Source organism: Desulfocurvus vexinensis DSM 17965 (assembly GCF_000519125.1).
GTDB classification, from domain to species: domain Bacteria; phylum Desulfobacterota; class Desulfovibrionia; order Desulfovibrionales; family Desulfovibrionaceae; genus Desulfocurvus; species Desulfocurvus vexinensis.
Genome location: NZ_JAEX01000002.1, coordinates 239,705 through 260,236 on the forward strand (window position 1 = coordinate 239,705; position 20,532 = coordinate 260,236).

Here is a 20,532-nt window from a genome sequence, read left to right on the forward strand (position 1 = left end):
CGGGCCGGGCCTTGGTTTTTCTGGGCTACCTTGCCTGAAATCTTTGCGACAGCTCTTCCATGTCCCTGGGCGGGACGCCGAGTTGGGTGAAGTGGGTGCGCCAGCCTGCAACGACGTCGCGCATTTCGTCCAGGATTTGGCGTGCCTGGGCCGGGGGCAGGCCGAAGGGGGCGGTGGCGCTCAGGAGGTTGCGGGTGGAGGCTTCGGGGCCGTAGGTGCCGCAGCGCAGCGCCAGGTCGTAGCGGGCCGCGCGGGTCTGCCGCGGCACCAGGTCGTAGGCCGGGGTCAGGCGCACCTGGTTGCGGGTGACGAAAAAGGCGTGGTTGCGGGGGTGGTCGTCGGTGTTGGCGCACAGGGCGTTGAAGGCCATGCGCCTGAACAGCTCCTGCGCGGCCTTGTCGTCGCCCAGGCGCCGGGCGGCCAGGGCCAGGTCCTGGTAGCTGCCCCAGTCGCCGTCCTCCTGCACGTCCATGACGGTGAACCCGGAAACGATGTGTTGCGGCTGGCCCTCCCGGTCGCGGTCGAAGCGCCGGACCAGCAGGACGGTGGCCCCGCCCACCTGGGCGATCCGGGTCGCGGCCACGTCGAGCCCGCACCGGGCGGCCAGGGTCATGGTGGCGTGCTCCACCAGGGGTTCGTTCCAGGCGTCGTCGCCCTTGGGGAACTTGGCGATCCAGGGTTCGCCCTCGAATTCGACCATGGCCTTGGGGCGCGCGCCGCCGACGCTGTAGAGCGAGGTCAGGGCCTTCAGGAAGGCGTCGTCGGGCAGCGCGCCGCGCAGGTCGGCCAGCTCCTCCTCGGAGGCGCCCGCGATGCGTTCGACAAGGGGCGCCAGTTCGCGGAGCTGCGCCTCGTCGCGGGCGAAGAGGTCCTGCGCGCCCGCCCAGGGGGCCATGCTTTGCGGGCCCGAGGTTGGCGACGGGCCGAAGGCCAGGGCCCCGATGCGCCGGGGGCTGTGGTGGGCGGTCAGCAGCTCGAACTCGGTGAGGGTTTCGGCGGGGCGCCCGGCCAGCAGGCCCAGCACCTTCCGGCCCCAGCGGTCGGGCGCGGCGTCGCGCAGCGCGTTGAACATCGGCACCCCCCGGGGCGTCACGGCCTGGCCGGTGAAGGAGAGCGGCAGGTGCACGGGGTCGATGGGCACCGCGTTGGGCCGCTGCACGTAGCGGCGGCCATAGGTGAAGACGCTCTGGTTCCGGGCGGGGAGGAATTCGAGGATGCCCGCAGGCACGAAGCCGTCCCCGGGCAGATGAATGTACACGGTGGCTTCAGAAGTCATACTTTGCGCCGTCCTGCGCCGTTCTGGCGCGCCTGCCCCGGGCCGGGGCCGCCAGCGTCAGGCCCAGGGCGTCCCGGTCCGGCGCGGCGATCAGCCCCAGGTCCTCGTCGAGCTGCAAGGCCCACAGCACGCTCGCCACATACCCGATGCCCACGCCCGGGTGGCCGTTCTCGATGCGGCGCAGGGTTTCCCGGTTCGTCCCGGCCAGCGCGGCGAGCTTTTCGGCGGTGTAATTCCGGTTGAGGCGGGCGACCCGGATGTTCTCGCCAACCTGCTTGAGCCGCCGGAGTACGGTGTCCGGGATGGTGTCGTAGCCCTTCACGGTGTCCTCCATTTGCAATGTTTATATTGCATTGTTAATGATAATGCAAATTAAAGTTTGCAAATTGTTGTCATGCGCAGCAGCGCGCCCGCCGCGTTGCCCGCCCAGCCCGCGCCCGCGCAGCCCACAGTCGCGCAAACGGCTGGCGTCCGGAAACCGCCACGCAGGGCGCAACGCCCAGCCGCGCCCGCGCCCCGCGCAAAAAGGCCCGGCCCGCAAACGCGGACCGGGCCCTGGTTTTCTCGCTTCGCCTGCGCCGGGCTAGTCGCCCAGCTCCTGGCTGCGCTTGGCGGACTTGAGCACGCCCTTGACGATGGCGGCGCGCACGGCCTTCTTGTCGAAGGCGTTCAGGGCTGCGATGGTCGTGCCCGCCGGGGAGCAGACCATTTCGCGCAGCACGCTGACGTGCTGGCCGGACTCGGCGGCCAGCTTGGCCGAGCCCGTGAACAGGCCCTGGACCATCTCGGTGGCCTGCTGGCGCGTGAGCCCCAGGGTCACGCCCGCCTCGATGACGGCCTCCATGAAGTAGAACACGTAGGCCGGGCCCGAGCCCGCCACCGCCGTGAAGGCGTCGAAGAGCTTTTCGGGCAGCACATGGACCTGGCCCAGGCCCTGGAAGAGGGCCACCAGGAAGTCCTTGCGCTCCTGGCCCAGGCGGTCGTCCTCCAGGCACAGGGCGAAGACCCCGGCGCCGACCATGGCCGGGGTGTTGGGCATCACTCGGACCACCGGGGCCGGGTCGGCCCATTTGACGAGCTTCTTCATGGTCACGCCCGCCGCGATGGACAGCACGGTGCGCCCCGGGTTCAGGGCCGGGCCGATCTCCTCCAGCACGGCCTTGACCTGGTGCGGCTTCACGGCCAGCAGGACGATGTCGCAGCCCTCGGCCAGCTCCCGGGGCGAGGCGGCGGCGCGCAGGCCCACGGGGGCCAGGGCCGCAAGGCTCGCGGAGTTCAGGTCGTAGCCCATCAGGGTCACGTCGCCGCGCGGGGCCAGGCCGCGGATGATGGCGCTGCCCATGTTGCCCACGCCGATGAAGCCGATGCAGGTCATGGTCGTCTTACCTCACCAGTTGCAGCGCGTTGAAGAAGTAGGCGATTTCCACGGCGGCGGTGTCGGGGCCGTCGGAGCCGTGCACGGCGTTGGCCTCGATGTCGTCGGCGTAGAGCTTGCGGATGGTGCCCTCGGCGGCGTTGGCCGGGTTGGTGGCGCCCATGATCTCGCGGTAGCGCGCCACGGCGTTCTCGCCTTCGAGCACGGAGACCACCACCGGGCCCGAGCACATGAAGTCGCACAGCGAGCCGAAGAAGGGCCGCTCACGGTGCACGGCGTAGAAGCCTTCGGCCTGGGCGCGGGTCAGGTGGATCATGCGCGTGCCCACGATCTTCAGGCCGGCGGCCTCGATCATGGCCAGGATGGCGCCGACCTTGTTCTTGGCCACGGCGTTGGGCTTGATGATGGAAAAGGTGCGTTCCAGAGCCATTGTATCCTCCAGTGTTGGTTGCGGAAAACGGCGGCCCGGAGGGAAGAACCGGGCCGCCGGGGATTACGTGAGCAGCATCTTGTCGGAACTGAATTCCTCGCCCTTGACCTTGTAGAACTGGGCCAGCAGGTCGTTGACCGTGAGCTCGGCCTTGGCCTCGCCGGAAATATCCAGAATGATCTCGCCCTGGTGCAGCATGATCAGGCGGTTGCCGAGCTTGATGGCCTGGTTCATGTTGTGGGTGACCATGAGGGTGGTCAGGTTCTGCGAGGTCACCAGATGCTCGGTGAGCAGCAGGGTCTGGTTGGCGGTCTTGGGGTCCAGGGCGGCGGTGTGCTCGTCCAGCAGCAGCAGGTCGGGGCGGACCATGGTGGCCATGAGCAGGGTCAGGGCCTGGCGCTGGCCGCCGGAAAGCAGGCCGATGCGGTCGTCCAGGCGCGACTCCAGGCCCAGGCCGATCTTCTTGACCTCGGTGGCGAACAGCGCGCGGTCGGCGGCGGTGACCCCGCGCGACAGCCCGCGCCATTTGCCCCGGCGCAGGGCCAGGGCCATGTTCTGGGCGATGGACAGGCTGGCGCAGGTGCCGCGCAGGGGGTCCTGGAACACGCGGCCCATGAAGCGGGCGCGCCTGTGCTCGGGCCAGCGGGTGATGTCCTGCCCGCGCATGGTCACGCTGCCGCCGTGGGGCGCGTAGGTGCCCGCCAGGGCGCTCAAAAGCGTGGACTTGCCCGCGCCGTTGGAGCCGATGACGGTGATGAAATCGCCCTCGTGGACGGTCAGGTCCACCCCCGACAGCGCGCGGACCTCGTTGATGCTGCCCTTGTGGAAATACAGCGTCAGGCCGGAGAGTTCTAGCATTTGCGCAGCCTCTTCTTGAGCCTGGGCGCCGTGAGGGCCACGACCACCAGCAGCGCGGTGATCAGGTTTAGGTCGCTGGGGGTGAAGGTGAAGGAGCCGACCTTCAGGCCCAGGGCCAGGGCGATGGCCACGCGGTAGATGATGGAGCCGACGATGGCCGCCACCACGGCCCGGGGCAGGGAGCGGTTGCCAAACACCGTCTCGCCCACGATGACCGAGGCCAGCCCGGCCACGATGGTGCCCACGCCCATGTTCACGTCCGCCGCGCCCTGGTTCTGGGCGATGAGCCCGCCCGCCAGGGCCACCAGCGCGTTGGACAGGCCGACCCCGAAGATGATGACCTTGTGCGTGTCCACACCCTGGCTGGTGATCATCTGGCGGTTGTCGCCGGTGGCCAGCATGGCCTGGCCCAGCTCGGTGTACAGGAACCAGATCAGCGCCAGGACCACGGCCCCGGCCAGGGCGGCGAAGAGCAGCGGCGAGGCGTAGTAGCCGGGCAGGCCCGCGCGCATGAGCGGGTCGAGCACCGTGTCCACGCCCAGCAGCGAGACGTTGGGCCCGCCCATGATGCGGATGTTGATGGAATACAGGGCGGTCATGGTCAGGATGGAGGCCAGAAGGTGCAGGATGCCCAGCTTGGTGTTGAGCAGCCCGGTGACCATGCCCGCCACGAAACCCGCGCCCATGGCCGCCAGCAGCGACAGGGCGGGGTGCATGCCGCTGGTGATGCACACGGCGGACACGGCGGCGCCCAGGGGCAGGCTGCCGTCCACGGTCAGGTCCGGGAAGTCGAGGATCCGGAAGGTCAGGTAGACCCCCAGGACCATGATCCCGTAGACGAGGCCCTGCTCCAGGGCTCCCAGAAGGGCGAAAAGGCTCATGGGGCGTAATCCGGTTGCAAAAGGGTGCTTGGGGGCGCCGGGGCCGGAAAAAAGGCAGGGCGCGGCCAGGCCGCGCCCTTACCGTGTATTGCGGCCAAGTGCAAGGGGCCCCTTATTCCACGACCTTGTCCGCCTTGGCGCGCACGGCCTCGGGGATGTTCGCGCCCTGGGCGGCGGCGGCGGGCAGGTTCAGGTGCAGGCTCATGCCCTGCTGGAACTCCACGGGCGTTTCGGCCACGGCGGCGCCGCCGAAGATGCGCCCGGCCATGGCGCCGGTCTGCTTGCCGTGCAGGTAGTAGTCGAAGCCCAGGGCCGCCACGGCGCCGCGGGGCACGGAGTCCACATCGGCGGCGAACAGGGGCATCTTGTTCTGCTCGCAGACCTTGACCAGGGATTCCAGGGCCGCGATGACGGTGTTGTCGGTCGGCACGTAGACGGCCTGGGCGCGCCCGGCCAGGCTCTTGGTGGCCTGGTAGGCGTCGGCGGTCTTGGCCACGGAGGCCTCGTGCAGGGTCACGCCCTTGGCCTGGCAGGCCTCGCGCAGCATGCCCACCAGGGTCTTGGAGTTGGCCTCGCCGGAGTTGTAGACCACGCCCAGGTCGGTCAGGCCGGGCATGATCTCCATGATCATTTCCAGGTGCCGGTCCACGGGGGTCATGTCCGACACGCCGGAGATGTTGGCGCCCGGGGCCTGGAGGTCATCCACCAGCCCGGCGCCCTTGGGGTCGGTCACCGCCGAGAAGAGCAGCGGCACCTGGGCCATGTGCGGGGCCTTCTTGATGATCTGGGCGCAGGCCTGGGCGCTGGGCGTGGCGATGGCCACCACCATGTCGGGCTTCTCGCCGGCGATGGCCTGGGCGATCTGGTTGGCGGTGGCCATGTTGGCCTGGGCGTTGTGGACGTTGTATTTGACCTCGAAGCCCTGCTCCTTGAGGCTGTCCTGCAGGCCCTTGAGCACGGCGTCCAGGGCGGGGTGCTCCACGAACTGGTTCACGGACACGGTGTAGGTTTTGGCCCAGGCGGCGGTTGCCGTCAGGCAGGCCGCGAGCGCCAGCACGGTGAGAATGGACAGGCGTTTCATGGCGGATTCTCCCTTGGTCAGTTGAGCGGTTTGAGTTCCTTGAGGTGCACGATGGTCTCCGTGCGGCCTTCGCGCCGGGCCCATTGCTTCAGGGCTTCCAGGGTTTCCGGATAGGGGTGGCCGATGGCCACGGCCTGCCCGGTGGCGGCGGCGGAGCGGGCGGCCTTTTCCATCTGGCGGGTGATGGCCCCCACGTCGCGCACGTTGTCCAAAAAGACGCTGCGCCGGTAGACCGGCAGGCCCATCTCGCGGGCCAGGCGCACGGCGGTGCTGCCCTGGGCGGTCAGGCTGTCCAGGAAGAACAGCCCCCGGGCCCTGAGTTCGTCGAGTACCACGGCCATGCCGTCGGCGTCACTGGTAAAGCGCGAGCCCATGTGGTTGTTCACGCCCACGGCCCCGGGAATCTCGGCCAGGTCGGCGGCCAGCACGCGGCGCATCTCGTCGGGCACCATGAAGGTGAACAGCGCGCCCGGGCCGGGGTTGATGCCCGGCCAGCCCTTGGGCTCCATGGGCAGGTGCAGCAGCAGCTCGCGCCCGGAGCGCGCGGCCAGGGCCGCCACCTCGCGGTTGTGCGGCGTGCCGGGCAGCACCGAGAAGGTCACCGGGAAGGGCAGGGCCGCCAGCTCGCGGGCGTAGCGCAGGTCCTGGCCCATGTCGTCGATGACGATGGCCAGCAGCCCGCCCCGGCGCGCGGGCCGGGGCTCGGCCGGGCCCGGCGCGGGCGCGGGGGTGGCGAACTCCAGCACATGGGTCGGCACCCCGGCCACGGCGACGGTGTAGCTGCCCTGCCCGCCGGAGGCCAGGGCCGCCTCGGGAGCCCACTTGGCCAGCGAGCGGGCCAGGATGTCCACGAAGCGCTCCGGGCCGTTTTCCAGTTCGATGTCCACCACCTGGAAGTGGTAGCGGTCCTCGCCCCGGGTCTCCAGGCGCGTCTCGCGGATGGTCATGGCGTGCGGGTCGTAGCCGGTGAAGAGCAGGGTCTCCAGCAGGGCAAAGTCGATCTGGCGGATGGTCCGCTCCAGGCCCGGGTCCTGGGGCTCCTCGTAGGGCAGGGCGGGGGCGTCGGCCCCGGGCTGGGCGGCGGGGGGCAGTGCGGGAGCCTCGGCCCCGGCCCCGGGCGCGGGCAGGGCGGGGGCGGCGGCCTGCGGGTCCGGGAGGGGCGCCGGGTCCGCTGGCGGCGCCGGGCGCAGGGCGGCAGCGGCCAGCATGCCCACGAGCACGGCCACGGCCAGCCCTCCGGCGGCCCAGGCCCAGGCCGGAACGCGGCGCAGGGCGGCCCTGGCCGCGCTCCTGCTGCCGGGGGCGCCGGGGGCGGCTGCGGGGGCCGCGCCGCCGGGCGCCTCGCCGGGGGCGCCCGGCCGGGCGCCCTCGGGGCGGGTGTCGCTGGTGTCGTCGCTCATGGGCGTGTGGCGTCCTGGCCCGGCCCTGGGCGCGGGCCTACTTGCCCGCGCCGATGAGGCCCATGTCGGGCAGCTTCTTCACGAACTGCAGGGCCATGCGCAGCTGGTTGTCGCGCTCCAGGCGCAGGCGCACCTCGTCGGTGAGCTCGGCCTGGCCATGCCTGGGCTTGTCGGTCCCGCCGACCTCGATGTGCCCGCGCATGTCCTTTTCGCGCATCACGGGGCCGTTGCCCTGGGCTTCGCCGGGCTCCTCGAAGGGCACGACGATGTCGGGCACGATGCCCTCGGCCTGGATGGAGCGCCCGCCGGGGGTGTAGTACAGGGCCTTGGTCAGCTTGATGCCCGAGCCGTCGGACAGGGGGATGATGGTCTGCACCGTGGCCTTGCCGAAGCTGCGCTCGCCCAGGATGAGGGCGCGCTTGCGGTCCTGCAGGGCGCCAGCCACGATTTCCGAGGCCGAGGCCGAGCCCGCGTTGATGAGCACGACCATGGGCGCGGCCACGTCCGCCGCCGAGGGCCGGGCGTCGAAGTTCTCGCGCGAGGCCTCGTCGCGGCCCTTGATGTAGACGATGTTGCCGCCCGACAGGAAGGTGTCGGCCACGGCCACGGCCTGGTTGAGCAGGCCGCCGGGGTTGCCGCGCATGTCGAGGACGATGCCCTTGAGCTCGTTCTTCTTGGTGTAGTCGGAGATGGCATCGCGCATCTCCTTGGTGGTGTTCTCGTTGAAGCTCATCAGGCGCAGGTAGAGGTAGCCGGGCTCGAGTTCGTTGCTCTTGGCGCCGCGGATGGGGATGGTGGCGCGCTTGATGGACACGGTGTAGGGCTTGGTCTCGCCCTGGTGAATCAGGGTCAGGGAGACGGTGGAGCCCTTGGGCCCGCGGATCTTGTTCACGGCTTCGAGCAGGGAGATGCCCTGGGTGCTCTGGCCGTCGATTTCCAGGATGATGTCGCCGGACTTGAGCCCGGCCTCGAAGGCCGGGGTGTCCTCGATGGGCGCGATGACGGTCAGGCGGCCGTCGCGCAGGGTGATTTCGATGCCGATGCCACCGAACTCGCCGGTGGTGCGGATCTGCATCTCCTGGAATTCCTCGGGCTCCATGTAGGTGGAGTGCGGGTCGAGCTGCTCGAGCATGCCCTTGATGGCGCCGTTGACCAGTTCGTCGCGCGTGACCTCGTGGACGTAGTTCTTTTCCACCAGGTCGAGAACGTCGCTGAAGCGGCCCAGGGCGGCGTAGGGGTCGTCCTGCGTCGCCATGGAGGGCGGCGTGGCGAGGGTCAGCAGGGCAAGGAGCAGGAAGGTGCCAAGCCAGGCGGCGAAACGCATGAAGATGCCTCCGGAGTCATGCCCCGCGCTGGGGGCCTTGGTTCGGGTGGGGAGGCCGCGAACAGGCTAGGGCCGTTGCGCGAGCCACTGAACAGGGTTAATTGCTTTTTGGCCGGATCGCAACTCAAAATACAGCCCGGGGCCCTTGGCCGCCGGGTAGTAGCCCGTGTGGCCGAGCACCGCTCCGGCGGCCACCTCGCGGCCCTGTTCGGCGGCGTCCTCGCGCAGGAAGGCGTAGAGGGTGTACCAGTTGTCGCCGTGGGACACGATGACCACGTGCCCGTAGCCGCGCAGCAGGTCGCTCAGCACCACCCGGCCCGGGAACACGGCGCGCACCGCCGCCCCGTCGGCTGTGGCGAAGCCCGTCCCGCCCCCCTGGCCGCGCGCGCCGGACTCGGCCATGGCCTTGGCCGACAGGCGCTGGCCCTCCACAGGCCAGGGCATCTTGCCCTTGAGATCCTCGAACTTGCCCGCCCCGGTGGCTTGCATGCGGTATTCCAGGTCCTCGATGGCCGCCAGGAGCTGTTCCAGGGCCTGTTCCTGGTTCAGGCGTTCGGCGCGCACCTCGCGGATGCGGCGCACGAAGTCCAGGCGCTTGCCGAGCATGGCGTCCTTGTCGGCGTTCACGGCGGCCAGGGCCGTTTCGGCCTGGGCGCGCAGGCGCTGCTGCTCGGCGATGCTCTGGGCCATGCGCTCGCTGCGCGCGGCCATGTCCTTGGCGGTGCGCCGGGCGTCGGCGTACAGGGCCGAGCCCCAGGTGAAGCGGCGGTCGGCTTCGTCCCAGCCGCGGGCGGCGGAGCGGGCGTGCAGGTCGGCCACGCGCAGCGGCCACAGGGCCCGGGCCAGCCGCCCCAGGTCGCGCGAGGCGGCCTGCTGCTCGCGGGCCAGGGCGTCGTGCCCGGCGCGGGCCTGGGCGATGCGCTTGTCCAGGGTCTTGAGTTCGGCCTCGTGCTTGCCCAGGCTGGCGCGCAGGGCGTCCAGGTCGTCCTCGATGCGGGCCAAGTCGCCGTGCAGCCCGCGCTCCTGGGCCGTCAGGCGGGTCAGGCTTTCCTTGCCCTGGCGCGCGAGCTGCTCGTTGGCCCGCAGCGACTGCTCCACGCTGCCCGCCGGGGCGGGGCGCGGGGCGGCCAGCAGCAGGGCGGTCAGGGCCAGGGCCAGGGTCGGCAGGAGGGCGCGCGTGGGCATCAGCGGTCCAGGAAGGGTTCCAGCGGGCAGCCCGCGCACAGGGGCGCGGCCTTGCGGCAGAAGTCCTTGGCCACGCGCACCAGGAGCGCGTGGTACTCGTTGAACAGCGCCGCGTCGCCGGGCAGGGCGTCCATGAAGAATTCGCGCACCTCGTCGTAGTGGGCGTCCTCGGGAATAAGGGCGTGACGGGCGAGAATGCGTCTGGTATAGGCATCCACGACGAAAGTCGGCTCGCCCAGGGCGTAGAGCAGGATGCTGTCCGCCGTTTCCGGGCCCACGCCGCGCACCGAGAGCAGCAGCGGACGCAGCGCGTCCAGCCCGCGCCCGGACAGGGCGGCGATGTCGTAGCCGGCCTCGTCGCGCAGCAGGGCCAGCAGGTTCTTGAGCCGCGCGGCCTTGACGTTGAAGGAGCCCGAGGGCCGCACCAGCTCGGCCAGCCGCCCGGCGGGCAGGGCGTCCATGGCCCGGGCCTCCAGCGCCCCCGCCGCCCGCAGGTTGGCCATGGCCTTCTCGACGTTCTTCCAGTTGGTGTTCTGGGTCAGCACGGCGCCGACTGCGACCTCGAAGGGCGTGTCGCCGGGCCACCAGCCGCTGGGGCCCAGGGCGTCGAGCATGGCGTCGTGCATGGCCAGGAGCAGTTGCGGGCGTTTCATTGTCCAGGTGGGTTCGGGTGGGCCCGGGTGGGTCCGGGTGGGCCGGGGGGTTGGTGCCGGGCCCGTTGGGTTGCGCCGGGGGGATTCCCGGCGGGGCCCAGTGTAGAACGCGGGACGATTTCCCGCAACCTCACCGTTGAGGCCGTCCATGCAGCCATTGCCGTCGTTGCGTTCCCTGCTCGCCCCTGTTCCCGCTCCCGCCGCCCTGCGCCAGTGCCTGGGGCCGCGCTTCTGGCTTGCGGCGGCCCTGGCCTGGGCCGCCAGCGTGGGCCTGCGGCTCATGGAACTCGGCACCTTCCTGGACGAGTCCTTCCTTTCCGGCGGCGAGCGAATGCTGGCCACCCACGACGGCTACGCCTTCCTGGCCGGGGCCCAGCTGACCAGCCGCGACCTGGGCGAACCCCTGGCCCGGGCCCTGGCCCTGCTGCACGCGGCCACGGGCATCGCCCTGGGCGACCTGGGCTTTTGGCTGCCGCCCCTGGCCGCAGGGCTGGCGGCGCTGCCCCTGTGCCTGGCTGCCGCCCGGGCGGGCCGCCCCGAGGCCGGGGCCGTGGCCGGGCTGGTGGCCGCCTCGTGCTTCGGTTTCTTCATCCGTTCGCGCATCGGCTTTCTGGACACGGACATGCTCAGCCTGTTCTTCGCCTGCGCCATGGCGGCGGGGCTGTACGTCTGGCTGGTGCCCCAGTGCCGCCCGGGCTGGCTGCCCGGGGGCGCCGCCGGGCCCCGCGAGGGCGGGGGGCTGCCCCTGCACTTGGCCCTGGCCGGGGGCGTGCTGCTGGGGCTGCTGGCCCTGTGCTCCGCGCGTTTCTATGTGTCCGGCCGCCCGCTGCTGCTGGCGATGATCTGGGGCATGGGCGCCCTGGGGCTGCTGCTGGCCCGGCCCGGGCAGCGCACGGGGCTGCTGCTGGGGCTGGCCGCCCTGTTGGGGATCATGGAGCACGGCTGGCCCGCCCTGGCTGCGGGGCTGGCCCTGGCCGCCCTGGCCTGGAAGCGCCCGCAGGATGTGCGGGCGCACCACCTGGGCGCCGTGGCCGGATGCGTGGCCCTGGCCGCCCTCGGCGCCACGAGCCTGCTGCCCCGGGCCCAGGGCGCCTACAACCTGCTGCTGGTCTACCTCGACCCCACGGGCGCGGAGGTGGGCGCGGCCCACGTCCGCCAGGGGCTGGCCCTGCCGTCGGTCATCTCCACCGTGCGCGAGACCGCCAGCGTGGGCTGGGCCAACATGCAACTGCTGGTGGGCGGGGCGGCGTGGCTGTTCTGGGCTGGGCTGGCCGGGTACGTCCTGGCCGTGGTGCTCAGGCCGCTGCTGTTGGCCTTCGCCCCGCTGCTGGGGCTGGGGCTGGCCAGCCTGTGGCTGGGCACGCGCTTCGCCATGTACGGCGGGGCGGCCATCGGCCTGGGCCTGGGGCTGCTGGTGGCCGACCTGGCGGCTGCGGCCTCGCGGCGCGAGGTGCTGCGCCTGGGCGCCCAGGGCGTGCTGCTGGCGGCCTGCCTGCTGGCCCTGGGCCTGCCCGCGCGCGGGCTGCCGCCCCAGCGCGTGCTGTCGCCTGTCTTCGCCGACACCCTGCGCGAGCTGGACACCCTGGCCGCGCCGGACGCCGTGCTCTGGCAATGGTGGGACTACGGCTACGCCGCGCAGTACTACGCCCGGCGCGAGACCTTCGGCGACGGCGGGCGGCACTCCGGGGGCTGGATCTACCCCCTGGCCCTGGCCCACGCCAGCACCTCCCCGGCCCAGGCGGCGGGCATCATCGCCTACACCGGGGCGGACATGGCCCAGCAGATCCGGCTCCAGAAGGCCTCGGGCAAGCTGCCCCGGGCCGGGGCGCTGGTGGAATTCTTCAGCGTGGACCCCGTGCGCGGGCTGGCGGAGATGGGCGGCGAGGCGGCCATGGCCTTCGTGGAGCGCCTGGCCGTGGAGCGGCCCGCGCTGCCCGTGGCGCCGCCCGAGCAGTACCTGGTGCTGGCCTGGGAGAACATGGCCTACCTGGGCGTGATCAGCACCCTGGGCAACCGCAGCCTGGCCACGGGGGCCGCGTGGGGCGGCAAGTCCTCGCCGCTGCCCGGGGCGGCGCTGGACCTGGCCGGAGGCGCCCTGCGCGCGGCCACGGGGCGCACGGCCCAGCTGGCCGGGCTGACCCTGGTGGAGCAGGACGGCAGCGTGCGCACGCGCGACTGGCTGCGCCCCGGGGCGCCCTTCGCCGTGGTCAACCGGGCCACGGGCGAGGCCTTCATCATGGAGGCCCGGGTCTACAATTCCATGATGGTGCGCATGCTGCTGGACGACCCCCGGGAGTTCGAGCCGCATTTCACCCTGGTGGTGGACAATGGCCCCTGGTGCCGGGCCTACCGCGTGAACTGAGGCCGCCCCAGGCGCAAACGCGGGCGCCCCGCTCCGGATGACCCGGGGCGGGGCGCCTGACGTTGCGCGGGCGGGCGCTAGCCCGGGAAGCAGCGCGCCCAGGCCGCGCGCAGGGCGGCGGGGCAGAGCTCGGGCAGCGGCTCCAGCTCGGCCACGACGCGCACCTGCCCGTAGCTCTCGATGGCCTCGCGGTTGGCGGCGTCGCGCGGGCCGCACAGCACCACCCCGGCCACGTCCAGGGCGCGCCTGCGCAGTTCGCCCACGGTGAGCAGGGTGTGGTTGATGGTCCCCAGGCCGCTTCTGGCCACCACCAGCACCGGCAGGCCCAGGGTGGCCATGAGGTCGGCCATGAGCAGCCCCGGGGCCAGGGGCACCAGCACGCCCCCGGCGCCCTCCACCACCAGCGGCCCGCCGCCGGGCACCTCGGGCAGGGCCAGCCGCGCGGGGTCGATGCGCACGCCTTCGAGCAGCGCGGCCCGGTGCGGCGAGAGCGGCGCCGCCAGGCGGTAGGCCTCGGGCAGCAGGCAGCCCGGCCCGCGCCCGGACAGCCGGGCCACGGTCTGGCTGTCGGAGTCCTCATCCGCGCCGCTCTGCACGGGCTTCCAGTAGTGCCCGCCGCGCCCGGCCAGCAGCACGGCGCTGACCACGGTCTTGCCCACGCCTGTGTCCGTGCCGGTGACGAAAAGGCGCGGGGGCAGGGGGGCGCTCATGCGAAATGCTCCTTGCGGGCCACGGCTTCGGCCAGGGCCGCAGTCAGCAGGTCCAGGTCGGCGGGGGCGATGCAGTAGGGCGGCATGAGGTAGACCAGCCTGCCGAAGGGCCGCACCCACACGCCCCGGGAGACGAAAAAGTCCTGGATCGCCGCCATGTTCACCGGGCGCGTCGTCTCCACCACGCCGATGGCCCCCAGCACGCGCACGTCGGCCACGGTGCCCAGCCCGGCGCAGGGTTCCAGGCCCCGGCGCAGCCCGGCCTCGATGGCCGCCACGCGCTGCTGCCAGGGTGAGTCCAGCAGCAGGCGCACGCTGGCCAGGGCCACGGCGCAGGCCAGGGGGTTGGCCATGAAGGTCGGCCCGTGCATCAGCGTGCCCAGGCGACCCTGCGAGATGGTCTCGGCCACATGGTCCGTGGCCAGGGTGGCGGCCAGGGTCATGGTCCCGCCCGTGAGGGCCTTGCCCAGGCACAGGATGTCCGGCGCCACGTCCGCCCACTGGCAGGCGAACAGCCGCCCGGTACGCCCGAAGCCGGTGGCGATTTCGTCGGCGATGAGCAGCACGCCGGTCTCGTCGCACAGCTCGCGCACCCGGCGCAGGTAGTCCGGGCTGTAGAAGCGCATGCCCCCCGCGCCCTGGACCACGGGCTCGAGGATCACCGCCGCCAGCTCGTGGCGGTGGGCGCGCAGCAGCCGGGCGAATTCGGCACTATGCGCCTCGGCCCACGGCTGGCCGAAGGCCGGGCCCGGCGCGGGCGCGAACACCTGGCGCGCCAGCACGCCCTCGAAGGCCTGGTGCATCCCGGTCACGGGGTCGCACACGCTCATGGCCTGGAAGGTGTCGCCGTGGTAGCCGCCGCGCACGGTCAGAAGCCGCGTGCGGCCCGTCTCCCCGCGCGAGAGCCAGTACTGGTGGGCCATCTTGATGGCCACTTCCACGGCCACGGAGCCCGAGTCGGCGAAGAACACGCGCGTGAGCGGGGCGGGGGTCAGCTCCACCAGCAGCCGGGCCAGCTCCACCGCCGGGCGGTGGGTCAGCCCGCCGAACATGACGTGGGCCATGGCCTGGGCCTGCTCGTGCAGGGCGCGGACCAGCACGGGGTGGCCGTAGCCGTGAATGGCCGCCCACCAGGAGGCCATGCCGTCCACCAGCTCGCGCCCGTCGTGCAGCCGCAGACGCACCCCCGAGGCCGAGGCCACGGCGTGCACGGGCAGCGGGTCGGCCATGCTGGCGTAGGGGTGCCAGATGTGGGCGCGGTCGTAGGCGATGAGTTCGCGGTCGGTCATGGGCACGGGGGGCGGCGGGGAGCCGTCGGGGGAATGGGTCATGGGCGCTCCGTGCCCCGGTTGTTGCCCATGGGCGCCGGGTTGTCAATCGCCCGGCCCGCGCCGGGGCCGCGCCGCCCGGGGCCGGAATCGTTGACAACGCAACGGCCCTCGCGCACACTGCCTGCGGCCTGCGCCCTGCGGGCGACCTTCAGGCGGAACCCCCATGCGCATTCTGCTCATCGACAACGACGACAGCTTCACCCGCAACCTGGAACACCTGCTGGTGGCCGAAACCGGGGCGCGGGTGGTGGTGCTGCCGCGCGCCCGGCTGGGCGGGGTGCGCCCCGGGGGCTGGGATCTCGTGGTGCTCTCGCCCGGGCCGGGCAGCCCGCAGGACCATCCCGGCCACGGCCCGCTGCTGGACTCCGGCCTCCCGGTGCTGGGCATCTGCCTGGGCTTGCAGATCATCAACGCCCATCTGGGCGGCGCCACGGGGCGGCTGCCGGGCTGCGTCCACGGGCGCGCCGAGGCCATCGTCTTCGCCGGGCGGGAGCGCCTTGTGGCGCGCTACCACTCGCTGTACCTGGAGCGCGTGGCCGAGGGGCTCGAAGTCCTGGCCGTGAACCGTGACGGCGCGCCCATGGCTGCCCGTCACGTCTCCCGGCCCCTGATGGGCTACCAGTTTCACCCCGAATCCTTCCTGACCCCCGACGGGGGCTTCTTCATCCGCCATGCCCTGGAACACCTCGGGCTGTCTTGAGCCCGCCGCCTTCGCGGCGCTGGCCGGGACCCTGGCCAGCGAGGGCGGGGCGGACCTGTTCCTCTCCGGCCCTGGCTGCCCGGGGGCCACGCGCAGCATGATCGGCTTTGCCCCGCGCGCGGAGCTGGCGGCCCCTGCCGGAACCCCGGCGGGGGCCCTGGCGGATTTCTGCTTCGCCACGCCGGACCCGGCCCTGGGCTTTGTGGGCTACGGCCACGGCCTGGCCCTGCGCGGGGTGCCCTCGGCCCGGCCCGGGGCGCTGCCCGGGGTGCTGTTGCGCAAGTACGGCGCCTGGCTGGAATACGACGCCGCCAGCCGCCGGGCGAGCATCGGCGGGCCCGACGCCGCCGCCGTGCGCCGCCTGGAGCGCCTGGCCCAGGCCCCGCCCGCGCCGCGCCTCTTCACGCCCCCCGCGCCCGGGCCCGTGACCGCCAGCCTGTCGCGCGCGGAGTACGAGGCCGGGGTGGCCCGGGCCCTGGAGCACATCCGCGCCGGGGACGTGTACCAGCTCAACCTGTCCATCCGCTTCGGGCTCCACGCGCCGGACCTGGACGCGCCGGGGCTCTTCACTCACCTGTGGCGCACGCGCCCGGCGCCGTACTACGCCCTGCTGCGCCACGGGCCCTTCGAGATCGTCTCCACCTCGCCGGAACGCTTCCTGCGCGTGGTCGGGGGTGCGGTGCTCTCGCAGCCCATCAAGGGCACCCTGGCCCTGGACGGGGACCGCGCGGCCTGCGAGAGCCGCCTGGCGGCCTCGCCCAAGGAGGACGCCGAACTGTCCATGATCGTCGATCTGGTGCGCAACGACATGTCGGGCTCCTGCGAGTACGGCTCGGTGCGCGTGGGGCGGCACAAGGCCATCTTCGCCGTGGACGGGCTGTTGCAGATGTATTCCGAGGTCCACGGTCGGCTGCGCCCCGGGCGGACCTGTCTGGATCTGCTGCTGGAGGCCTTCCCCCCGGGCTCGGTCACCGGCTGCCCCAAGCGCCGCGCCCTGGAGATCATCGACGCCCTGGAGCCCCACGCCCGCGAGCTGTATTGCGGCTGCCTGCTGGTGGTGCGCGGCGAGGGCGACATGGATTCCTCGGTGGCCATCCGCACCGGCTGGAAGGACGCGCGCGACGGTGTGTTTTCCTTTTTCGCGGGCAGCGGCATCGTCGTGGATTCCGTGCCGGAAATGGAGTATGCCGAAACCATGGCCAAGGCGGAGAAGTTCCTGGCCCTGGGGGCGCGATGATCTTCTATCACGACGGGCAGATGCGCGAGGGTGGCCTGGCCCTGGACGTGGGCGCCGAGGCGCTGCGCTACGGGTTTGGCGTGTTCGAGACGCTGTACTGGAACGGGGCGGCGCCCTGCCGCCTGCGCGAGCACCTGGCCCGGGCCCACGCCAGCCTGGAGGCCCTGGGCGCGGGCTGCGAGCGCTGCGACATGGCGGCGGTGATCCCCGAGGTGGCGGCGCGCAGCGGGCTGTTGCACCGGCCCGGGCGGGTGAACCTGCTGTTCCCGGTGCAGGACGGCGTGGCCCGGCCCGTGGTCTGCGCCGCGCCCTACGAGCCCCTGGCGCCGGACCGTGCCCTGCGCCTGGCGCTGTCGCCGCGCCCGCTGCACAGCTGGCTGGGGGCGCACAAGACCATGAACCACCTCTTCTACCACCTGGAGCACCGGGCGGCCCTGGAGCGCGGCTTCGACGGCGCGGCCCTGGCCGCGCCGGACGGGCACCTGCTGGAAACGGCCACGGCGGCCCTGGTCCTGGCGGACCACGGGCGACTGGTGACCCCGGCCCCGCCCGGAGCGGGCGACGCGGCCCCGGGCATCCTGCCCAGCGTGGCCCTGGCCTGCGTGGCTGGGGCTCTGGGCGTCGAGGCGCGCCCGGTGCGCCTGGACGAGCTGGGGCGCTACGCCCACGCCTGGGCGCTCAATTCGCTCATGGGCATGCGCCCGGTGGCACGGCTGGGCGAGGTGCGCTTTGCGCCCGAGTTCGGCCCCTGCGCCGGGGCCGACGCGTTGATCCACGCCCGCTGAAGCGGCGCGGGCCGCCGCGGGGCCCGGGCAAGGCGAAGCCCGGCATGGGGGGCCATGCCGGGCTTCTTCTTTGCTGTGCCCCGGGCGCCGGGCGGGCCGGTGACGGGAGGCCGCTGGCGCGGGAGGGTGGAGGTTTCGCGCTGCGCGGCGCCCCGGGCGCCTGGAAAGCTAGTCCACGCCCTGGGCGGGGCCGGGGCCGTGGGGCAGGAAGGCCACGGTGTTGCGGGCGTTGTGGTTGGCCACGGCGCAGGCTTCCACGTCGGTGTAGTAGAACTTGCCGGTGTTGATGCCCGACTCGTCGATGAAGCGCGCCATCTGGGCCATGGTCTGGTTGTGCTCCACGAAGGCGGGCGCGGCCACGAAGCAGACCGCCCAGGTGGCGGCCAGGGCCAGGACGAAGCTCGTCCAGCGGCGCAGGGTGCTTTTTTCTTCCATGTTCGGGCTCCGCTGCCCGGCCCGGGGGCCGGGGGTTGCGCCCGGCAGGTGGCCGCAGCCACCCGCCGGGCGGGGATGAGGCGAGGTGAGGCCTAGATCTGCGCGGTGATCTCGGGGAACACCTTGTAGAACATGATGTAGGCCATGAGCAGGGTCAGGATCAGGTTGAAGGTCTGGCCGCACACGTACAGGATGAGCGGCTTGCCGCCCTTGAAGTAGTGGCGCAGCTCACGGAAGTTGGTGGCCAGGCCGATGGCGGCGAAGGACAGACAGAAGAACCAGCCGCGGAAGGAGCCGGTGAAGACGCGCAGGATACCCTGGTCGATCACCGTGAACCCGGCGTCCTCGCCCATGGAGGCGTAGATCCAGGAGAAGGCGATGGAGGCGGCCAGGAAGCCCAGCACGAACTTGGGGAAGCGGTTCCAGATTTCGCCCACGCCCACGGTGCGGCCACCCTCGCATTCCACGCGGGTGCACCAGTACACGGCCACGCCGAAGGCGGTGACGCCGATGAGCACGTTCTGGATCATCTTGATGGTTGCGGCAACGTACAGGGCCTTCTCGGAGAGGAAGGCGCCCGCAGCGGCCACGGCGCCGGTGGCGTCGATGGTGCCGCCCATCCAGGCGCCGCCCAGGATGTAGGGCATGCCCGTGGCCTTGATGAACATGGGCATGACGATCATCATGATGGCCGTGAAGACCAGCGACAGGCCGATGGCCATGGTCAGCTCTTCCTTCTTGGCCCGGCAGGCGGCGGCGGTGGCGATGGCCGCCGAGGTGCCGCACACGGACATGTCGGCGGAGATGACGATGTTCAGGGTCTTGGAGGGGATCTTCAGCACCTTCTGGCCGAAGATGAAGGTGCAGATGAGCACGATGGGCGTGACCACCCAGGCCACGAAGATGCCCGGCACGCCGATGGCGATGATCTTGTTGAAGAGCACCTCGGCGCCCAGCAGCACCAGGCCGGTCTTGATGAAGAACTCCACCTCGAGGGCGGGCTTGACCCACTTGGGGGTGCCGATGGTGTTGGCGATGAGCATGCCGATGAAGATGGCCCACACCGCATCGCCCACGCCGTAGTGCTTCATGGTGGACTGCTCACCCAGCAGGAAGGCCAGGGTCGCCAGGGCGAAGACCACGACGAAACCCTTGAGGAAGCCCACGGTGTCCTTGCCCATGGCCTTGATGCCAATGGAGAAGAACAGGCCCAGGCCGACCATCAGCGCCAGCAGGCTGGGGATCATGTTGTAGGCCTTGCCCTCGGTCTTGGACTTGGCCTTGCCCTCGGCGTTGCGCGCCTTGCGCCAGGCGTCGATCTTTTCCTCGGCGGCCAGATTCAGGGCCTCGTCCTGGAAGCCGGCGCCGGCGGCCAGGGATTCGGCGGCCAGGGCCGCCTCCAGGGCGGCGGCGGCCTTCTGCTTGGCCTCCTCGTACTTGGGCATGGCCTTGGCGTTCTTGGCGTCGGCCTGCGCCTGGGTGAGCATCACGGAATCCAGGGGATTGTCGGACCAGCCCTTGGGCTTGGTCAGCCACTTGGAGAGAGCCTTGGCGTAGGGCTCGCCGCTGGCCTTGATCTTCTCCTTGGCGTCCTGGGCTTGGTACCAGGTCACGGTCTTGATGGGCGCGCGCTCGGCCTCGGCCTGCATGATGGCGTTGGACTTGTCGAAGACCTCGCCCATGCCCGCGGGCGGGCGGGGCAGGAAGATCATGCAACCGACGATGAGCAGCAGGGCGCCGAGCCAGATGGCCCAGTAGTCTTCCTTGGTCCACAGGTCGGACCAGGAAGCCTTGGCGTTGTCGACGACAACGTTGGCCTTTGCGGTGTTTTCAGCCATGTGCGGATTCCTCCTCGGTATGTGCAAACGGTGTTGAGGGTGCGGTCGCGTTCCGCAAGCGGCAGCGCCTCCGACGCGGGTGCCCGAGGGTTCGGGGGCGGCGCCGATTGCTGAACGCGCGTGTTGATGGGCCCTAGGCAAGGTTTGTGCCAGTTGGGGCAAGCGCATATCGCCCTGGTATTGCAGGATATATCTTGCGCCCCGGACCGGGCTGGTGCAAACTCGCGGTGCGTCGGTGCAAACCCGGGTTTGCACCCAGGCGCGGCAACCGCACCCCGGGAGGGCTGACCATGGGCAAGCTGGAAGAGATGAACAGGCGGCGCAAGCTGGCGCACACCCGGCTGGTGGGCACGGGTTCCAAGGTCTATGCGGCGTTCCTGGAGATGGAACGCGCGGCCTATGCCGACGGCGCCCTGCCGCGCAAGGCCAAGGAGCTGGTGGCCGTGGGCATTTCGGTGGTCATCGACTGCGAGTCGTGCATGCAGTGGCATATCGGCCAAGCCGCCGAGGCGGGCGCAACGCGCGAGGAGGTGCTCGAGGCCGTGGAGGTGGGCATCGAGATGGGCGGCGGCCCGGCCACGGTGTCGGCGCGCTTCGCGCTGGAGGTCATGGACGCCGTGTTCGGGGCCTGATGGCCCGCCGGGGCGTTTGACGCCGGGCGCCCGATGGGG

At 71.6% G+C, this 20,532-nt stretch carries 20 protein-coding genes; 5 read left to right on the top strand and 15 right to left on the bottom strand.

The window, feature by feature from the left end; translation table 11 throughout:
* Window positions 1-25: 25 nt before the first annotated feature.
* From G495_RS0104050 to G495_RS0104100, 11 genes are all read right to left on the bottom strand, one after another.
* Window positions 26-1,276 (bottom strand): type II toxin-antitoxin system HipA family toxin, encoded by a 1,251-nt coding sequence (locus tag G495_RS0104050; RefSeq protein WP_028586743.1) that lies wholly within the window; start codon window positions 1,274-1,276, stop codon window positions 26-28.
* Window positions 1,266-1,598: a helix-turn-helix transcriptional regulator gene (locus G495_RS0104055; protein WP_051445048.1), complete on the bottom strand. Its 333-nt coding sequence runs from the start codon at window positions 1,596-1,598 to the stop codon at window positions 1,266-1,268. Before G495_RS0104055 ends, G495_RS0104050 begins: the two co-directional genes overlap by 11 nt.
* 261 nt (window positions 1,599-1,859) lie before the next feature.
* Window positions 1,860-2,651 carry a pyrroline-5-carboxylate reductase gene (gene proC / locus G495_RS0104060; RefSeq protein ID WP_028586745.1) on the bottom strand — a complete coding sequence of 264 codons (792 nt, stop codon included), beginning with the start codon at window positions 2,649-2,651 and terminating at the stop codon, window positions 1,860-1,862.
* 7 nt (window positions 2,652-2,658) lie between these two features.
* Window positions 2,659-3,081 carry a nucleoside-diphosphate kinase gene (gene ndk / locus G495_RS0104065; RefSeq protein ID WP_035250898.1) on the bottom strand — a complete coding sequence of 141 codons (423 nt, stop codon included), beginning with the start codon at window positions 3,079-3,081 and terminating at the stop codon, window positions 2,659-2,661.
* 63 nt (window positions 3,082-3,144) lie between these two features.
* On the bottom strand, window positions 3,145-3,939 hold the full coding sequence (locus G495_RS0104070) for an ABC transporter ATP-binding protein (protein ID WP_028586747.1): 795 nt from the start codon (window positions 3,937-3,939) through the stop codon (window positions 3,145-3,147).
* Window positions 3,933-4,820, bottom strand: a complete 888-nt coding sequence (locus G495_RS0104075; RefSeq protein WP_028586748.1) for an ABC transporter permease — start codon at window positions 4,818-4,820, stop codon at window positions 3,933-3,935. Before G495_RS0104075 ends, G495_RS0104070 begins: the two co-directional genes overlap by 7 nt.
* A 112-nt stretch (window positions 4,821-4,932) precedes the next feature.
* Window positions 4,933-5,901, bottom strand: a complete 969-nt coding sequence (locus tag G495_RS0104080; RefSeq protein ID WP_028586749.1) for an ABC transporter substrate-binding protein — start codon at window positions 5,899-5,901, stop codon at window positions 4,933-4,935.
* Window positions 5,902-5,918: 17 nt separating this feature from the next.
* Window positions 5,919-7,301, bottom strand: a complete 1,383-nt coding sequence (locus G495_RS17565) for a divergent polysaccharide deacetylase family protein (RefSeq protein WP_051445049.1) — start codon at window positions 7,299-7,301, stop codon at window positions 5,919-5,921.
* A 37-nt stretch (window positions 7,302-7,338) separates the two neighbouring features.
* Window positions 7,339-8,625 carry a S41 family peptidase gene (locus tag G495_RS0104090; RefSeq protein WP_028586750.1) on the bottom strand — a complete coding sequence of 429 codons (1,287 nt, stop codon included), beginning with the start codon at window positions 8,623-8,625 and terminating at the stop codon, window positions 7,339-7,341.
* Between the two features lie 66 nt (window positions 8,626-8,691).
* A complete protein-coding gene (locus tag G495_RS0104095) occupies window positions 8,692-9,810 on the bottom strand; it encodes a murein hydrolase activator EnvC family protein (protein ID WP_028586751.1) in 1,119 nt (372 codons plus the stop codon).
* On the bottom strand, window positions 9,810-10,463 hold the full coding sequence (locus G495_RS0104100; protein WP_028586752.1) for an endonuclease III domain-containing protein: 654 nt from the start codon (window positions 10,461-10,463) through the stop codon (window positions 9,810-9,812). The genes G495_RS0104095 and G495_RS0104100 overlap by 1 nt, the downstream gene beginning before the upstream one ends.
* A gap of 148 nt (window positions 10,464-10,611) precedes the next feature.
* On the opposite strand from G495_RS0104100, the gene G495_RS0104105 reads away from it, so the two are divergent.
* A complete protein-coding gene (locus tag G495_RS0104105; protein ID WP_156939571.1) occupies window positions 10,612-12,825 on the top strand; it encodes an STT3 domain-containing protein in 2,214 nt (737 codons plus the stop codon).
* Between the two features lie 77 nt (window positions 12,826-12,902).
* Here G495_RS0104105 and bioD read toward each other — a convergent pair whose 3' ends face one another.
* Complete coding sequence (bioD, locus tag G495_RS0104110) at window positions 12,903-13,535, bottom strand: dethiobiotin synthase (RefSeq protein ID WP_035250901.1); 633 nt, start codon at window positions 13,533-13,535, stop codon at window positions 12,903-12,905.
* Entirely contained in the window at window positions 13,532-14,866 is a 1,335-nt protein-coding gene (bioA, locus tag G495_RS0104115; protein WP_245588363.1) for an adenosylmethionine--8-amino-7-oxononanoate transaminase, read from the bottom strand. The genes bioD and bioA overlap by 4 nt, the downstream gene beginning before the upstream one ends.
* 163 nt (window positions 14,867-15,029) lie before the next feature.
* Here bioA and G495_RS0104120 point away from each other — a divergent pair, with 163 nt between their 5' ends.
* The 3 genes from G495_RS0104120 to G495_RS0104130 are packed head-to-tail and all read left to right on the top strand — an operon-like array spanning window position 15,030 to window position 17,588.
* A complete protein-coding gene (locus tag G495_RS0104120; protein WP_028586756.1) occupies window positions 15,030-15,566 on the top strand; it encodes an anthranilate synthase component II in 537 nt (178 codons plus the stop codon).
* Window positions 15,538-16,803 carry a chorismate-binding protein gene (locus tag G495_RS0104125; protein ID WP_028586757.1) on the top strand — a complete coding sequence of 422 codons (1,266 nt, stop codon included), beginning with the start codon at window positions 15,538-15,540 and terminating at the stop codon, window positions 16,801-16,803. Before G495_RS0104120 ends, G495_RS0104125 begins: the two co-directional genes overlap by 29 nt.
* Window positions 16,800-17,588: an aminotransferase class IV gene (locus G495_RS0104130; protein WP_028586758.1), complete on the top strand. Its 789-nt coding sequence runs from the start codon at window positions 16,800-16,802 to the stop codon at window positions 17,586-17,588. Before G495_RS0104125 ends, G495_RS0104130 begins: the two co-directional genes overlap by 4 nt.
* A 168-nt stretch (window positions 17,589-17,756) precedes the next feature.
* Here G495_RS0104130 and G495_RS17570 read toward each other — a convergent pair whose 3' ends face one another.
* A complete protein-coding gene (locus tag G495_RS17570; protein WP_035250903.1) occupies window positions 17,757-18,023 on the bottom strand; it encodes a hypothetical protein in 267 nt (88 codons plus the stop codon).
* Window positions 18,024-18,115: 92 nt separating this feature from the next.
* Window positions 18,116-19,861 carry a YeiH family protein gene (locus G495_RS0104145; protein WP_028586759.1) on the bottom strand — a complete coding sequence of 582 codons (1,746 nt, stop codon included), beginning with the start codon at window positions 19,859-19,861 and terminating at the stop codon, window positions 18,116-18,118.
* Window positions 19,862-20,151: 290 nt separating this feature from the next.
* Between G495_RS0104145 and G495_RS0104150 the strand changes: the two genes are divergently transcribed.
* Window positions 20,152-20,493, top strand: a complete 342-nt coding sequence (locus tag G495_RS0104150; RefSeq protein WP_028586760.1) for a carboxymuconolactone decarboxylase family protein — start codon at window positions 20,152-20,154, stop codon at window positions 20,491-20,493.
* The last annotated feature ends 39 nt before the right edge of the window (window positions 20,494-20,532 follow it).

What these genes read in the sequence shown, in the direction of transcription:
- G495_RS0104130 (WP_028586758.1), top strand. Translation starts at nt 16,800, where the DNA reads ATGATCTTCTATCACGACGGGCAGATGCGCGAGGGTGGCCTGGCCCTG.
- G495_RS0104080 (WP_028586749.1), bottom strand. Translation starts at nt 5,901, where the DNA reads ATGAAACGCCTGTCCATTCTCACCGTGCTGGCGCTCGCGGCCTGCCTG.
- G495_RS0104125 (WP_028586757.1), top strand. Translation starts at nt 15,538, where the DNA reads ATGCCCTGGAACACCTCGGGCTGTCTTGAGCCCGCCGCCTTCGCGGCG.
- ndk (WP_035250898.1), bottom strand. Translation starts at nt 3,081, where the DNA reads ATGGCTCTGGAACGCACCTTTTCCATCATCAAGCCCAACGCCGTGGCC.
- G495_RS0104150 (WP_028586760.1), top strand. Translation starts at nt 20,152, where the DNA reads ATGGGCAAGCTGGAAGAGATGAACAGGCGGCGCAAGCTGGCGCACACC.
- bioD (WP_035250901.1), bottom strand. Translation starts at nt 13,535, where the DNA reads ATGAGCGCCCCCCTGCCCCCGCGCCTTTTCGTCACCGGCACGGACACA.
- G495_RS0104100 (WP_028586752.1), bottom strand. Translation starts at nt 10,463, where the DNA reads ATGAAACGCCCGCAACTGCTCCTGGCCATGCACGACGCCATGCTCGAC.
- G495_RS0104050 (WP_028586743.1), bottom strand. Translation starts at nt 1,276, where the DNA reads ATGACTTCTGAAGCCACCGTGTACATTCATCTGCCCGGGGACGGCTTC.
- G495_RS0104105 (WP_156939571.1), top strand. Translation starts at nt 10,612, where the DNA reads ATGCAGCCATTGCCGTCGTTGCGTTCCCTGCTCGCCCCTGTTCCCGCT.
- G495_RS0104120 (WP_028586756.1), top strand. Translation starts at nt 15,030, where the DNA reads ATGCGCATTCTGCTCATCGACAACGACGACAGCTTCACCCGCAACCTG.
- G495_RS0104145 (WP_028586759.1), bottom strand. Translation starts at nt 19,861, where the DNA reads ATGGCTGAAAACACCGCAAAGGCCAACGTTGTCGTCGACAACGCCAAG.
- G495_RS0104070 (WP_028586747.1), bottom strand. Translation starts at nt 3,939, where the DNA reads ATGCTAGAACTCTCCGGCCTGACGCTGTATTTCCACAAGGGCAGCATC.
- G495_RS0104090 (WP_028586750.1), bottom strand. Translation starts at nt 8,625, where the DNA reads ATGCGTTTCGCCGCCTGGCTTGGCACCTTCCTGCTCCTTGCCCTGCTG.
- G495_RS0104095 (WP_028586751.1), bottom strand. Translation starts at nt 9,810, where the DNA reads ATGCCCACGCGCGCCCTCCTGCCGACCCTGGCCCTGGCCCTGACCGCC.
- G495_RS0104075 (WP_028586748.1), bottom strand. Translation starts at nt 4,820, where the DNA reads ATGAGCCTTTTCGCCCTTCTGGGAGCCCTGGAGCAGGGCCTCGTCTAC.
- proC (WP_028586745.1), bottom strand. Translation starts at nt 2,651, where the DNA reads ATGACCTGCATCGGCTTCATCGGCGTGGGCAACATGGGCAGCGCCATC.
- G495_RS17565 (WP_051445049.1), bottom strand. Translation starts at nt 7,301, where the DNA reads ATGAGCGACGACACCAGCGACACCCGCCCCGAGGGCGCCCGGCCGGGC.
- G495_RS17570 (WP_035250903.1), bottom strand. Translation starts at nt 18,023, where the DNA reads ATGGAAGAAAAAAGCACCCTGCGCCGCTGGACGAGCTTCGTCCTGGCC.
- bioA (WP_245588363.1), bottom strand. Translation starts at nt 14,866, where the DNA reads ATGACCCATTCCCCCGACGGCTCCCCGCCGCCCCCCGTGCCCATGACC.